The sequence below is a fragment of the Novosphingobium sp. BL-S-21 genome (assembly GCF_055521655.1).
This window is the reverse complement of the sequence record NZ_JBVFVP010000003.1, coordinates 524,213-539,460: the sequence shown is the minus strand read 5'-3', so window position 1 is coordinate 539,460 and position 15,248 is coordinate 524,213. Positions and strand designations below refer to the sequence as shown.

10 protein-coding genes are annotated in these 15,248 nt (G+C 60.6%); 4 read left to right on the top strand and 6 right to left on the bottom strand.

Annotated elements, in window-relative coordinates; all coding sequences use genetic code 11:
* The first annotated feature begins 57 nt into the window (after positions 1 to 57).
* Positions 58 to 2,886: a hypothetical protein gene (locus ACZ1J6_RS24810; protein ID WP_465128380.1), complete on the top strand. Its 2,829-nt coding sequence runs from the start codon at positions 58 to 60 to the stop codon at positions 2,884 to 2,886.
* Between the two features lie 9 nt (positions 2,887 to 2,895).
* Positions 2,896 to 3,918 carry a cellulase family glycosylhydrolase gene (locus tag ACZ1J6_RS24805; protein ID WP_465128379.1) on the top strand — a complete coding sequence of 341 codons (1,023 nt, stop codon included), beginning with the start codon at positions 2,896 to 2,898 and terminating at the stop codon, positions 3,916 to 3,918.
* Positions 3,919 to 4,011: 93 nt separating this feature from the next.
* Here ACZ1J6_RS24805 and ACZ1J6_RS24800 read toward each other — a convergent pair whose 3' ends face one another.
* Positions 4,012 to 4,236 (bottom strand): HU family DNA-binding protein, encoded by a 225-nt coding sequence (locus tag ACZ1J6_RS24800; protein WP_465128378.1) that lies wholly within the window; start codon positions 4,234 to 4,236, stop codon positions 4,012 to 4,014.
* A 118-nt stretch (positions 4,237 to 4,354) separates the two neighbouring features.
* Between ACZ1J6_RS24800 and ACZ1J6_RS24795 the strand changes: the two genes are divergently transcribed.
* Together ACZ1J6_RS24795 and ACZ1J6_RS24790 are read left to right on the top strand one after the other, a co-directional pair.
* Positions 4,355 to 7,753 (top strand): DEAD/DEAH box helicase, encoded by a 3,399-nt coding sequence (locus tag ACZ1J6_RS24795; protein WP_465128377.1) that lies wholly within the window; start codon positions 4,355 to 4,357, stop codon positions 7,751 to 7,753.
* 559 nt (positions 7,754 to 8,312) lie between these two features.
* Positions 8,313 to 9,503, top strand: coding sequence for a GAF domain-containing sensor histidine kinase (locus tag ACZ1J6_RS24790; RefSeq protein WP_465128376.1), 1,191 nt, complete (start codon positions 8,313 to 8,315; stop codon positions 9,501 to 9,503).
* Between the two features lie 372 nt (positions 9,504 to 9,875).
* On the opposite strand, the gene ACZ1J6_RS24785 is transcribed toward ACZ1J6_RS24790, so the two are convergent.
* The 5 genes from ACZ1J6_RS24785 to paoA all read right to left on the bottom strand — a co-directional run bounded on the left by ACZ1J6_RS24785 (position 9,876) and on the right by paoA (position 15,234).
* Positions 9,876 to 10,700, bottom strand: coding sequence for an IS5 family transposase (locus ACZ1J6_RS24785; RefSeq protein ID WP_404477960.1), 825 nt, complete (start codon positions 10,698 to 10,700; stop codon positions 9,876 to 9,878).
* A gap of 103 nt (positions 10,701 to 10,803) precedes the next feature.
* Positions 10,804 to 11,391 (bottom strand): flavodoxin, encoded by a 588-nt coding sequence (locus ACZ1J6_RS24780; RefSeq protein WP_465128375.1) that lies wholly within the window; start codon positions 11,389 to 11,391, stop codon positions 10,804 to 10,806.
* Positions 11,391 to 13,649: a molybdopterin cofactor-binding domain-containing protein gene (locus tag ACZ1J6_RS24775; RefSeq protein ID WP_465128374.1), complete on the bottom strand. Its 2,259-nt coding sequence runs from the start codon at positions 13,647 to 13,649 to the stop codon at positions 11,391 to 11,393. Before ACZ1J6_RS24775 ends, ACZ1J6_RS24780 begins: the two co-directional genes overlap by 1 nt.
* Entirely contained in the window at positions 13,646 to 14,599 is a 954-nt protein-coding gene (locus ACZ1J6_RS24770; RefSeq protein WP_465128373.1) for an FAD binding domain-containing protein, read from the bottom strand. The genes ACZ1J6_RS24775 and ACZ1J6_RS24770 overlap by 4 nt, the downstream gene beginning before the upstream one ends.
* Positions 14,596 to 15,234: an aldehyde dehydrogenase iron-sulfur subunit PaoA gene (gene paoA / locus ACZ1J6_RS24765; protein WP_132269208.1), complete on the bottom strand. Its 639-nt coding sequence runs from the start codon at positions 15,232 to 15,234 to the stop codon at positions 14,596 to 14,598. The genes ACZ1J6_RS24770 and paoA overlap by 4 nt, the downstream gene beginning before the upstream one ends.
* Between the last annotated feature and the right edge of the window lie 14 nt (positions 15,235 to 15,248).

Here is a 15,248-nt window from a genome sequence, read left to right as displayed (position 1 = left end):
TTCTGAAGGATAAGGGCGCCGAAATACAACCATAGTCTTGGTGTGGAGGGGATACTGATGCCTGAGCTCAGTCGATTCCAAATGTTGCGTCCCGCACAGCGCATTACCGAGGAAAGTAAACGGCACCTCGGACTCGGGCTCTACGGCCTTACCCCGCTGACGCCGCTCGCCATGCAATTGCTCGCCGCCGAGAGTGCGGAGGAATACGCATCGTTGGTGGAGCGGTTTGCCGAGAGTGGCAAGGGTGCCGATCTCGTGACCCGTAACCCGCCCGATCCAGACCTTCTGCGCCTATACGATTGGCTCTCTTATAAGGCTCAGCCGGTCCGGACGAAGGACTTTGAGACGTTCCTGGCCGGCTGGGAGGCTTCTGGATCGTTCGATCTCGAAAAGGAGTGGGCCCGGATCGCCGACAACTACGTGATCTCCATTCTTGCCCCGCAGTTCGATCTTGGCTGCAAATACGATTTTCAACTGCTCATACGGGCACTTTACCTGCTGCTGCTGGCGCTGAAGGCTTGCGAAGGCGGCAAGACCTTCGTGCTTTCCAAGCAAGCGAGTGATGCCCTGCTTGCGCGCATCATGACGGCGCAGATCCTGATCCCCGCGCTGCTGATCCGCGACAGATGCGCGCGCAAATGCCGTTCGGCGACCAGGCCGGTTGATCAATCGGCAACCGTTTCCACCCTCTTGCGCGGTGACCCGAAATGCAGCTGCACGTGTGACGAGCGTTGCCACAACCCAAGCGGCTTCTGCATCTGCATCAGGCCGTACGTTGCCGATCTCTACCTGATCAGGGAGGAGCTCGCGCGGTACGAGGCCGGCGATATCGCCGACATCCAGAACATCCTTGCGGGCGAAAAGAAGGTCAGGAACCACCGGTTCCTCAGCCGCAAAGAGCAGAGCAACGAGACCGACCAGGAGACCCAAACCAGTGAGGAACGCGATCATCAGGTCGGCGAGAAGTCGGCTCTGCAGTCCGAGGTCAAGAAGACCGTCGACAAAAAGGTGAATGTCGATGCCGGCGTGACCGCAACGCTGAAGTACGGCAATTCGATCACGATCACGCCGCATGCCAACGTGACTTACACCAATGCCAAATCGCAGTCCTCGAGCCAGGCCCGATCCTACTCGAAGGACGTGGTCGACCGCTCCGTTTCAAGCCTGCAGACGAAGATCCGTACGGTTGCGACGAGCAAGATACTCTTGGAAACCGAGGAGCGAAACAAGGGCTCGATCGACAATACCGTTGCGGGCAACGACCACCGCTCGGGGATCTTCTACTGGGTCAACCGCGTCAGTCATGCTCAGGTTTTTAACTACGGCCGGCACATGATGTTCGACATGATCATCCCTGAGCCGGCGGCTCTGTTCAAGGCGCTCTACGACGCCAAGATGAAGGGGGACAAGGAAGCAAACGAGCCCCCCAAACCCAAAGTCGACATCCCGGGCATCACGGTAACGACGTACAGCGGTCTCCTAAACCAGTACGCAATTGCGACGACCGACGATATCGCGCCGCCCGACGAGGAGATCACGGTTTCGATCGCAATTGCCGTAAACGTCTCGGAAGCGGACGGAGATAAGTCGGTGGGCTTCTCCTCGACCGACGGCAAAGTGGACATTCCCGAAGGCTATGCTGCGGTGCACGCCGACTACGATATTCGGGCCTATACAGGCGAACCCGGCAGCACCGGTCCGCTGGACGAAGTTGCCGTCTCGATCAATCTCGGCAATCGCTACCTGCTCAAGGGCATGATGGACGAATGGTCGCAGGGAGGCCAGGACGCTACACCTTGGGCCGCGGTCGGCAGCATTACGATGCAGAAGGAAACGGGGACGCTTGCGGCTGCGGTGGCAGGGTATTCCTCAATGGCGTTCTCGCTCACCGGATCGATCAGCATCCGCTGCAAGCTGACGGATTCGCGGCGCGCCGTCTGGCAGGCCCAGATCTACAATCTCATCATGACAGACTACGGTCGGAAGCTGGCGGCGTACCAAGCAGTCACGGGTCAATCGACGGATATCGTCCGGATCAAGGGGCGCAATCCGTTCCTCAACCGCGAGATTGAGCGCAACGAGTTCAAGCGCCACATTATCGCGATCCTACTATGCAACTATTTTAACGGTATGGGCTCGATGATCGATCACGTGGCGCCTTGCGGCTACCCCGAATTCGACTTCGAGAAGCTCGGGGCGGACATGCCGATCATCCAGTTCTTCGAACAGGTATTCGAGTGGGAATACATGACCTACCTGTTCTACCACAGCATGTGGGCTCGCAAGTGCAAGTGGCCGGACTTGATCGACGCCGATTCGGGTGATCCGCTCTTCGACAAGTTTCTGATGGCGGGCGCCTCGCGCGTCCAGGTGCCGATCCGCCCAGGGATGGAAAACGTCTTCCTGTGGTACTTGAAGCGCCACGAGATCTGGGGCGAGAGCGGGGAGCCGCCGCTGCCGGGCGATGACGACTACGTCTCGATGATTCAAGAGATGAAAGAAGCAGAGCAGGGCGATTATGCCGACCGGCCGGGCCTGATCGCGGCCAAGACGGACAGTGAAAAGCTCGAGCTGTCTGGGTCTACGCTTTACTGGGACCTCGTACACGATGTGCCGTCCGCGCTTGCCATCGACAACGACATCGATCGCGAGATCCTGGTGCAGTACAAGGTCTACCGCATTGTATCGATCGAGGATGCGGGCGCGGCCGATCATTCCAGCTGGAGGTTGACGATCGATCCGCCGTTTGGCGGTGCCGACGCGGTGAACCTCAAGCATGCAGTTGGTGCAGTCTTCGTTGGCGCGCCTTGGGAAGTGGTTGTGCCGACTGAACTCGTCTACTTGCGCAACAAGACCGACCTGCTTCCAACCTATCCGCTAAGATAGGAGCGGGACGTGAGCGGAACAGAGGGCGGCGGATCGGGCTACAGTCAGTCACAGCAGCCAATATCGCCTTACGGCGCGCAGCGTGGCGATTACAGTGCTTCGGTTCCTGGGGCGGGGAGCTCCCGTGCCTATGCGCCATACACCACCCCCGATCCCGGAAACGGGCGGGGAAGCAACAGTAAGCCGGCAAGCCGGATCTTCGGCAACGGAATAAATCTTCAGCCATCCTATCAGGCGGGCGGGGAGGTCGATCTCGGCTGGAGCCTCATGAAACCGCTTTCTGCCATTCAAACACTTCGCCTGGAAATTGAGGACTTCGCCGTCGATGCCGCTGCGCGCTGGATCTACGAGGCGTCGACCCGCGGCTACACGGTCATTGCCACCTATCACAGCTTCAAAGCGATCGATCACCCCTCGCCTGCAGACGATGCCAAGCACATGGCCCGTGCGATCCAGTTCTGGAATGCCAACTACAAGAAGCTTGCGGAAGCCGGGCCTTTCATTATCAACGTGATGAACGAGTGGGGACACAAGACGATCGGCGCGAAAGCCTACGCCGACCAGTACAACCAGGCGATCGCTGCCATTCGCAGTTATTACAGCGGCCTCCTCATCATCGATCTGCCCGGCTACGGGCAGCTGGCGCGCGTCGCCGCCGACGCGGTCACCGGCGCAGGCGGCATCACCCCGATCCAGGATCGCAATGTCGTGCTATCGATGCACGTCTATCCGCAGACGTGGAATGGCAAGGGACCGCTGACCGTTGCGGATCTCGATCTGCTCGCAGCGACCGGCCGCCCGTGCATGATCGGGGAATTTGGCGAAAGCAACGAAGCGCCGAATACCGACTGGCGCGCGATCGTGAGCTACGCGCGATTGCTTTCCTGGCCGGTTTTCGCCTGGTGCTGGGACGGGGACGGCGGCGTGATGAACGTCATGCTTCCCGAGTTCCAGCCGTTCGTTCCAGGAAAGACTTTTCCCTATTACATCAATGCGCGGTACGCGAATCTCGTGCTACCTTTCCTGTTGTGAGGTTTTTTGGCGTTAGCGCGGCGCTCGGGCTGCACAAGGCAATTCCTGCGCGGAGCCACGGGTGACCCCAGGTGGCTCAGGCGCTTCAGCCGTTCAACATTCCTTGTCCGTCTTGGCAGGAGCGAACGTGAGTTTCTCCGCCGCGGCGATCTGGATGGTTTCGCTCGTCGCAGGATTGCGGCCATCGGATGCTTTCGAGGTCCTGGACCAGGTATTCGGGATGAAGAAACGACATCCCTTCCGGAAACATATCATACCGCCGCAGCCGGTCCGGACCTCGGGCAGGGTCATCGACATGAGGTGGTCGTTGAACGTCAATGCTCCCCCACACGCCGCCGGCGGTTAGATAACCGCGCGCGAGGGCAGCAGGCTTGAAAGAACGCCATGTACCACGCTACCGCTTGCCAATACGTTGTAAGCCAGGAAAAACGGCGACATGATCCCCGCGCTTTCGGAAGACATCCTGTATTTTACCATCCAGTCCGACCGCATGGTCGAGGCAGGGAAGCGTTATTTCCAACAAGGGCGCGTGTCGGATCTGCGGATTGATCAGCCGTTCGACACGGTTTCGGCGCTGGTGCGCGGCAGCGGCAAAATCCATTATGTCACCTCAATCATTTTTGACGAAGACGAAGAATTCGGCGGTCTTCCAGCCAGCGAATGCACATGTCCGGTCGGCATGGGATGCAAGCACGTCGCAGCGGTACTCTTTGCGCTGCAGGCATCGGAAGCTGCCGGACAGCTAGAGCGCGAAAGGCCTCGCTTACGCATTCAGGCACAGAGACAGGGCGTGCCGGCTGTTACCGGTCCATTGGCCGAATGGCTCGAGGCGGCCGTTGTCGACGATCTCGCCGTGCGCGCCAAGCACGAAGAGCTGCGCTTCAGTCTCGAACCAGTCCGCATCTTCAAGCAGGGCAAGCGCCCGGGCAGGGGGATGCCCGCCTCGGTGCTCCCCGAGCGATATTACCTTCAGGTCCGCGCCTGGAGGCGGTGGCCCCACGAGATTACGTGGCGTGCTGCTCATCCGTGGGAAGTGCAACACGCACGGGGCAGTCTCCGGCCGGCGGCAGGGCGGCTCCTGTCACGCATGTCCCATGCTGCCGGCGGCGACTTCACGGCGAACCGAAGCCCCACTGGTCCAAACGGTTGGAGCTGGCTATGGGAAGCCAGTGTTGAGGGGCTGCTGCGTTGGAAAGGACCCGATGGTCCTGCGGCTACCGTCAGGCGGGAACACTTCGCGTGCAAGCTTCGTTGGGAGACCCTGGCTGATGGCCGGCAGGTCGTTGGCCTTGACGAGGATGGTCACGAGCCCGCCGGGCACATGATCTTTGCGGGCGATCCGCCGATCCATTATGATCTCGGCACAAGCGAGCTCAGGCTCATCGACGCGGGCAATCCAATGGTCGTCGGCCGCTTGTTGGCCATGCCGCCGGTCGCCTCCCACGAGATCCCGGCGCTGGCCGCACGTTGGCAGGACATTGCCTACGACATGCTGCCGGCGCCGGAACTGATATCGTCGACATCGCTAACGGACATAGTTCCGCAGCCAGTGCTGCGCTGTCTGGTCGATAAGGTCGGGCGTCCGTATTACGATCGGGGCTGGCGAGGACGCTCGGCATCGCAAGGTCTTTTAGTAGCGCGGCTCGAGTTCAATTACGGCGCGCACCGGGTTGGTCCGCTCCATACCGCAACCGAAGTGATCGTAAGCGGCACCGAAGGCGTCATACGTATCGTGCGGGATATCGAAGCCGAGCAGGCCGCAGTTGACCGTCTGGCGCAGACGCCACTGGTGCCTCTTGTTTTGACCGGACGCTATGAGACAAAGCCACAGCAAGGCTGGGATCATGCTTTTAACGATGAGGATGATGAGCATGACCAGCGTTTCTGTGAGTTCCTCGTCAACGATGCCCAGGCCTTGCGGGATGAGGGCTGGCTGATCGAATTCGCGCCGAAGTGGCCGCACGTCCTCATCCCGCCTGAAGATGGCAGCTTGCAGGCGCCGGGTATCGAGGTTTCGCCGCGGTCATTGCCGGCAGTAAACGGCAATGCAATCGACTGGTTCGATGTCGAGTTGGCCGCGCGCGTGGAGGGCGGCCAGCGCATCGATGTGTTGCCGGCACTGCGCCGACTGCTCGCGGGTGGCGTTGATCAAATTCTCGAGCGAGACGACGAATACCGCATCCCGTTGCCGCTTGGCGGCGGCAGGTTCACAGCACTTCGTCTCGGCGCCGTGCGTCCTCTCATAGAAACGATCGTGCGCATGGCGCTTGTCGATCGTGGTGCGACGACCCTGAAGCTCAGCAAGTTCGATCTTGGGGCCGTTCATGACCTGGCCAACGCGGGATTGTCATGGGCATCGAAAGATAGCCTGCGTGCCCTGGCAGCCAGACTGAATTCGCCCGGGGGAGAAAACTTCGTGGCGCCGGCAGGTCTTGATGCGCAGTTGCGTGCCTACCAGGCAACCGGTTGCGGATGGCTTTCAGCTTTGCGCGAAGCGGGCATGGGGGGCATCCTCGCCGACGACATGGGCCTGGGCAAGACGCTCCAGGCAATCGCGCATATTCTGGTCACTCGCGGCGGTACCGCCGCGATACGCCCTGCGCTGATTGTCGCGCCTACCTCGGTGTTACCAAACTGGCAGGCCGAGATTGCCCGCTTTGCGCCCGGTCTAACTTGCCTTTTGTGGCATGGCGCGGATCGACGCCACTTGCATGGCGATGACTTTACAGGCGCCGATATCGTGCTCACCAGCTATACGCTGTTGGCCCGCGACAGCGGTCTTTTGAGCTCGCGCGATTTTGCGCTGGCCATCCTTGACGAAGCTCATGTGCTTAAGAATCCCAAGACTGCGGGGTTCAAGGCAGCGGCGATGCTGAAGGCCGACCAGGTTGTCGCGCTGACCGGCACACCGGTCGAGAACCGTCTCACCGACTTGTGGTCAATGGCGAGCCTTACCAATCCGGGACTGCTCGGCACCTATGAAGGGTTTCGTACGAACTACTACACGCCGATAGAAAAACACAACGATCCGTCTGCTCGCGCGGCGCTGGCGCGGCGGATCAGGCCATTTATGCTGCGCCGGACCAAGGATGCCGTCGCCGCTGATCTTCCACCCAAGACTATCATCCCCGAGCGCATCGATCTAGCGCCCCCGCAACTGAGGCTCTATGAAAGTCAGCGTCTGCTGATGCATAAGCGAGTGCGCGACGAGATCGACCGGGTCGGGCTGATGCGCTCGCAGATCATCGTGCTCGACGCGATGCTCAAGCTGCGCCAGATTTGTTGCGATCCCGTGCTGCTGCCAAATGATCTTGGCGCCGAGGTCGCATCCGCCAAGCGGGAGAGGCTGAGGGAGATGGTCCCCGAACTTATTGCGGAACACCGCCGGATCATCATCTTTAGCCAGTTCACCACAATGCTCGATCTCATAGCGGTCGATCTCGAGCGTACCGGCATCCCATTCGAGCAACTGCGCGGCGCAACCAGGGACCGGGGACGGCCGGTTCGGCGCTTTCAGGAAGGCGGTGTTCCGATTATCCTTGTCAGCCTCAAGGCGGGCGGCGCGGGTGTGAATCTTACCGCAGCTGACACTGTGATCCTTTATGACCCTTGGTGGAATCCGGCCGTCGAGGCGCAGGCGATCGACCGGGCTCATCGGATTGGTCAGTCTAAGCCGGTATTCGTTCATCGACTTATCGCGACCGGGACGATCGAGGAGAAAATACTAGCGCTTCAGGAAAGGAAGCGGGGACTTGCCGATATGCTGTGGGATGAGGAGGCGAAGCCTGGTTCGACCAGTCTGACAGATGCCGATATCGATTTCCTACTCGGGTAGGTGTTGGCGCTCACAATATGAAGCGGGCTGTGATGCACCGCCCTGGGATTGCCGGAGGCCCTGTTTCCTGAGAGAATGGGTCTACAATGAGCAAGACGAAAAACAAGTTTGCGCCGTACCCATCCGCTAAGCGGAGGCAATGGAAAGCGCGAGCGGCTGGGACCTGCACCAAATCGTCGCAGACCGGGTGTTTGGAGCAGATGCAGAAGTGAAGCAGGTTGAGAACGGCTTGCCTTTCTTGTTAGGGCCGTCACCGGCGCCGCCCTGCAAACGGCCGCATCATCTAGAACCTGCCGTTCGCGATGGTGTTTGGGAACGGCAGGATTGTCCCAAGGCTACCTTCACTGTCGCTAGTGAATCGATGAAAGAAGGCTGCTAGACCTGCCGTTCGCCCCACGACCCGAAGTGGGCGCTAAGCTTTGATGGACTCTAGAGACGATGCTTGGGTATGACAAAGCGATTGCTGTGGTTCGGGTCACGATCCTGAGGGCGTATGGCTGCCGCTCAGCGGTTTTTGAACCGACACAGATGACTATTCGATTGAGGCGCGACCGACTGCATGAACCGGGATTTTGCTCAAGACATTGAACTGATCGAGGGCATCAAATCTGTCCCGACAATTCTCGACGTTGTTTGCCAGACGACAGGCATGGGATTCTGCGCAGTCGCGCGAGTGACCGAGGAGCGGTGGGTCACTTGCAGTGTGAAGGATGACATTGGTTTTGGGCTAAAGCCGGGCGATGAGCTGAAAATCGAAACAACCATCTGCCATGAGATCAGAGAGCATCGAGAAGTCGTCGTCATCGACGATGTGTCGAAAGACCCTGTATACTTTACCCACCATACCCCTAAGCATTACGGCCTTCAGAGTTACATCTCGATGCCGATCATATTGGCCGATGGGACATTCTTTGGCACGCTTTGCGCGATTAGCCCGAAGCCCGCGACTGTGAAAAAGCCGCATATCGTTTCGATGTTCAAGCTCTTTGCCGACATGATCGCGCATCAGATTGAACTCAATCGCACGCTGAAAGCCAGCGCGTCGGCTTTGCTGAATGAGCAGGAGACATCTGCGCTGCGAGAGCAGTTCATCGCGGTCTTAGGCCATGACCTTCGCAATCCGTTGGCCGGAATCTCTGCGGGCATGAATTTGCTCAGCGGCGAGACGCTGAGCGATCGTGGAACGTCCATCCTCGGGATGATGAATCATAGCGTCAGCCGCATGGCTGGTCTGATCGATAACGTCATGGATTTTGCTCGTGGACGTCTGGGTGGAGGCCTGACCCTTTCTCGAACCCTCGCGCCGCTGACGCCTGTCTTGCAACAAGTCATCGATGAACTGGTATCTGGTCATCCTGACCGGGTCATCGAGGCTGACCTCAATTTACCCGAAGTGGTAAACTGCGACCCAGTACGCGTCGGGCAACTGCTGTCGAATTTGGTAGGCAATGCATTGACTCATGGTGCGCCCGATTTCCCGGTGCGGGTGAATGCTGATGTCGCCGGAGCCCTCGTCGAGCTGAAGGTCAGCAATGCAGGCGAGCCAATCCCAGAGGCTGCGAGAGCCAAATTGTTTGCGCCATTCTCACGCGGTGAGGTCAGGCCGAGCCTTCAAGGCCTTGGGTTAGGGCTGTATATTGCCTCGCAGATCGCCAAGGCGCATGGCGGTAGCCTGAGCGTCGCGTCTAACGAAGTCGAGACGACCTTCTTGTTCCAGATGCCATTAGAACAACCAGCAATCGCTCATTGATTTTTGAGCATTGATACGGTTTCTGCGCGAAGTGTTTGAAGCACGACGCTGTGGGCATCGGAACCTCTGGAAGGACTCCAAACTAACCCTCACGAGTGCCAGGATAATGGGGACTAGCCCGCAGTTTCGGGGCAGATATTCCTTATACCCCGCCTTTCGGCATGCAGGAAGGTTGTCAGGCGAACGTCTGCTCCATGTAAGAGTGGCCCTCCATTGCCTCCAGCGGATATCGGCAAAGTCACACGATGTGGCGATCGCTTTCGCCAGTTAGCGACTACATCAGGACATCTGGCCATGCTAACGAGAACCACCGGATCTGACGAAAACAGCCGCTCAGAGCTTATGAGGCTGCTTTAGAGTCTGTTTGGAAAATCAGGGGTGAGCGTTTCGGCGTAGGAGATTGCCGCCCATAGCGACGAGGATCATGGCCTGCGAGACGTCGATGCGCTTCTCGTAGTCACGGACCAATCGGCGCCATCGGATCATCCAGCCAAAGGTCCGCTCGACGACCCATCGTCGGGGCAGCACCTTGAAGCCCTGCTGCTGATCGCTGCGTCGAATGACCTCGACGACGAAATCCAGATAGCTTGCCTTGTCCATGAGCTTGAGGCGGTCATAGGCGCCATCGGCGAAGAGATGTTTGATCCAGGGCCAACGTTTGCGGATGCCATCGAGGATGGTCTGAGCGCCCGCGCTGTCCGAAATGTCCGCAGTGGTCAGATTGACCATCAGCAGCCGCCCATCGGTATCGACGGCGATATGCCGCTTGCGCCCGACAACCTTCTTGCCTGCGTCGAACCCACGCTTTTCTGCCGATGGCGCCTTGACCGACTGGCTGTCGATCACTGCTGCGCTCGGACTGGCCTCTCGCCCTTGGCGCTCGCGATCGAGCATCAGTTCGATGTCGTGGATTGTCTGGAACAGGAACCTGCGAGCCAGTTCCCGGAACCAGCCATAGACTGTCTGCCATGCCCCGAAATGGATCGGCAGCATCCGCCAGCCACAGCCCGAACGAACAAGATAGCGCACGGCGTTGATCACCTCGCGAAAATCCACCTCGCGTGGACGGCCCCGGCGCCCCGGCTTGGGCATCAGGGGCGCCAGGCGATCCCATTCCTCATCGGTCAGATCACTGGGATAGCGCTTCGTCTTCTTGGCAATCTGGGCCATTCGCCCTCGGCTCTGCTGGGTCCACATCCAGAGCGTGAATCAGACGCAGAGCCTCGCGACAACCCCCAGCAACGATTTTCCAAACAGCCTCTTAGGGCTTCGCTTCAAAGCCAGTTTGCCGGAAAGCAATTCAACTCTGTGAGCTATTGATTTGGCCGAGCCAGTCGCGGACATGATTGAGCGTGCGCCGTTCCTGGTCTGCCTCCATGACGAAGGCGTCTTCGATTTTTGCGCCGGTCGCCTGGGTAGCCAACACCGTGAGACTAGTGCCAACACCATATCCGCCGTGCGTAATGAACGGGCGGAGCGTCTTCCCAGCTAGATCATGAGCCTTGAGGAACGAGCGGATTGGCGGAGGTGCTGTTTCCCCCCAGATGGGGAAGCCAAGAAAGACGGTGCCATATGCGCCAATGTTGTCGACCTTGATCGTCAGTGGAGGTTCAAACCCGCTGTCACGCTCGCGCGTTGCCTGCGCGACATGCTGCTCATAATCATCCGGGTAGGGTCGCGCGGGACGTATTTCGAAGAGATCAGCCCTTAGCGTGCGTTGCAAGGTTCCTGCGATCACGCGCGTGTTGCCCGAGCGGGTAAGGTACGCGATCAGCGTCTTGCCGGCGCTAGGCTGCTTTAGCTCCTCCGCACATGCCGTGCCACCCAGTGACAGCATCGCCGAGGTCGCTAGGACGTCCCGGCGGGAGTACCGCTCCGCACCCTGCATCACACAATCTCCGGCAGCTTTGCCAGATGCTTGTCGAGCGTGATCGGATATTCCCGGACCCGGACCCCGGTCGCGTTATAGACCGCGTTGGCAATGGCGGGGGCGACGCCGGAAATACCAAGCTCGCCGACGCCCTTCGCCTTCACCGGCGACATTGTGGGATCGGTCTCCTCAAGGAAAATCACCTCCTGATGTGGGATATCGGCATGAACCGGCACTTCGTATCCGGCGAGGTCGTGATTGACGAAGAAGCCGAACCGCTTGTCGACCGCCAGCTCTTCCATCAGCGCCGCGCCCGCACCGCCGACCATGCCGCCGATAACCTGGCTGCGGGCAGTGATGGGATTGAGGATACGTCCGGCCGCGCAAACGGCGAGCATCCGCCGTATGCGAATTTCGCCGGTGTAGGCATTGACCGCGACCTCGCAGAAATGGGCACCGAAGGTTTGCTGCTCGAACTGCTTTGACAGGTCGCCATATTCCATCCTGTCTTCGGCGGTGATCGCACCATCCTTCGCGGCCTGTCCAAGCGGGGCACGTCGGTTGCCGGCACGGACCTCGCCGTCAACGAACTCGGCGTCGGCAGAGTTGAAGCCGAGCTTCATCGCCACGGCTTCGCGCAGTTTGACGCACGCGGCGTAGGCACCGGCCGTGGCAGATGCGGCACCACCCTGTCCGCCACCCCCGAACGCTTCAGGAAAATTGGAGTCCGCTAGCTTCACCACAACGCGGTCGAGGGACAGGCCCATCATCTCCGCGACCGTCTGGCCGATGATGGTGTAGCTGCCAGTCCCCATGTCGGTCATGTTGCTTTCGACGGTCACGATCCCCTTGCCGTCAAGCGTAACACGTCCGCCCGCCGGAATGATCGGCGCACCGCGGATCGCGGAGGCCATCCCCATGCCGATCAGCCAGCGGCCTTCACGACGACTGCCGGGCCTGAGGCTTCGCTCCTTCCAACCGAAGCGCTCGGCACCCGTGCGCAGGCATGGGACAAACTGCCGGATGGAGAACGGTCGCGGCCCCTGTTCCGGCTTGCCCTGATTGCCGCTTGCCGATTGCGGATCAGCGGGTGAGACGCGACCGGGGTCACCTGGTACGACCTGGGTATCGTTGATGACGCGCAGCTCCACCGGGTCCATCCCCAGCTTCTCGGCCAGCTCGTCCATCGCCACTTCAAGCGCCATCAGGCCCGACGCCTCGCCTGGTGCGCGCATCGCATTGCCTTCAGGCAAGTCGAGGGTCGCGAGCCGGGTCAGGTTGAGGCGGTTGGCACCGGCATAGAGCAACTGCGTCTGTGCAGCCGCGATCTCCGGACCGCCTCCCGGCAGATTGCCCGACAGCGTTTCGTGGCCAACCGCGACCAGCTTACCGTCGCGACCCGCCGCCAGACGAACGCGCTGGATGGTGGCCGGACGATGGGTCGTGTTGTTCGGCATTAGCGGGCGCGGCAAGGCCACCTTCACCGCGCGGCCGACAGCGCGAGCGCCAAGCGCCGCGAGGATCGCGTCCGAACAGACGCTACCTTTTCCGCCGAACCCACCCCCAATGTAGGTCGCGACGACACGGATCTTGTCCTGAGGGATACTGAGCTTGTTGCCGAGGTCGCGCCGCGCCCAACCGACAATCTGTTGAGCGGACCAGATCGTGAGGTGATCGCCCTCCCAGCGCGCGATCGTGGCGTGCGGCTCCAGCATCATATGGCTGTGGTCAGGCGTGGTGTAGGTCGCATCGACCTTCACGGGTGCCGACGCGAACGCCTTTTCAAAGTCACCAATGCGGATGTCCGGTTGGCGCTGATGCGGTTTGGCACCCCCGCGCGCAGCGGCCAGGTCGAATGCGCCTTGCGCACGCGCGTAATCGACCCGGATCAGCGAGGCGGCATGACGCGCCTCCTCGAACGTCTCCGCGACGACCAGTGCAATAGCCTGATGGTAATGCTCGATCTCCGGCCCCGCGAGCGGCTTGGCGACGTAGAACCCCTGCTTCTTGATCGGCCCGGCATTATCAGCCGTCACGATTCCGAGGACACCCGGCGCGGCCTTGGCCTCGCGAACGTCCATCGACGATATTCGCCCCTTCGCGATACCCGAACCGACTACATAGCCATAGGCGGCGTTCGGCGCGGCCTCTTGGTTCTCGTAGGAATAGACCGCGCGTCCAGTTGTCTTCAGCGGCCCCTCGATGCGCGGGTGCGGCTTGCCGACGACCTTTTCCTGATCGATTGGGTTGATGCCTGCTGGCGTGTCGAACTTCATGCTGACTTGCCCTCCGCGATGGTGGCTGCAAGCGCCCGCGTCGCGAGCGGTATCTTGAACGCATTGTTCTCTGTAGGTCGGGCGTTCGCGAACGCTCTGGCCGTCACGGCTGCGGCCCCTTGGGTCATCACGGCGTCGGCTGCTTCGACTCGCCACGGCTTGTGTGCGACCCCGCCGAACGCTGCACGTCCACTCCCGTCCTTCTGGATCACGGCTGCGACCGAGACGAGCGCGAAGGCATAGGATGCTCGGTCGCGAACTTTCTCATAATGGTGCGTGCCGCCAAGCGGCCGGGGCAGCGTCACCGCCGTAATCAGCTCGCCGGCTTCAAGGTTGTTGTCGAGGTGAGGATTTTCGCCGGGCAGACGGTGGAAATCAGCGATCGGGATAGCGCGGCTCGTGCCATCCGCCTTGACCGTCTCCACCATCGCATCCAGCACGCGCATCGCGACTGCCATATCGCCGGGATAGGTGGCGATGCACTGGTCGCTCGAACCGATCACCGCGAGTTGGCGCGAATAGCCGCCGATCGCAGCGCAGCCCGACCCCGGCTTGCGCTTGTTGCAGGGCATGTTGGAGTCATAGAAATAGGGACACCGGGTCCGCTGGAGCAGATTGCCCGCCGTGGTCGCCTTGTTGCGAAGCTGGCCTGAAGCTCCTGCCACGATCGCGCGGGTCAATACGCCATAATCGCGACGGACGCGGGTGTCGGCAGCCAGCGCGGTGTTCGTGACCAGCGCGCCGATCCGCAAGCCGCCATCCGTTGTCGGCTCGATCCGGTCGAGCTTCAGGTCCTGGACGTCGACCAGATGCCGGGGCGTTTCGATTTCCAGCTTCATCAGGTCGAGCAGGTTGGTGCCCCCGGCAAGGAACTTGGCTCCGGGCTGACGGGCAACAGCGGCAGCGGCTTGCGCCGGCGTCTTCGCGCGCTCATAGGTGAAGGGCTTCATGCCCCCATCTCCTTGACCGTAGCTCCCGCGACTTCCGCCATCGCCTCGGCTATGTTGGAATAGGCTCCGCAACGGCAAATATTGCCGCTCATTCGCTCGCGCATTTCAATGTCGGTTGGTTGCGGTCGCGCAGAAAGATCGGCTTGGACGTGGCTCGGCACGCCGCGCTTGATCTCGTCCAGCACCGCGACGGCCGAACAAATCTGGCCCGGCGTGCAATAGCCGCACTGGTAGCCATCATGACGCACGAACGCGGCCTGCATGGGATGGAGCTTGTCGGGTGTCCCCAGCCCCTCGATCGTCTTCACCTCGTCGCCCTGATGCTGGACGGCAAGGCTAAGGCAGGAATTGATCCGCTCGCCATTGACGATGACGGTACAGGCTCCGCATTGCCCGTGATCGCAGCCCTTCTTCGTGCCGGTGAGCTTCAGATGCTCGCGTAGCGCATCGAGCAGCGTCGTGCGCGTGTCGAGATTGAGGTCGCGACGCTTGCCGTTGATGGTGAGTGATACCGGCATGATCGCAGGCGCAGGTGCCTTTGCGGGTTGTGCTTCCGCAGGCGGGGCCGCTGCCAGCGCAGCCGCTGCGGCGCTGCCAGCAAGGACACCGCGCCTCGACATTTCGATTTCCGACATCATCGCCGTCTCTC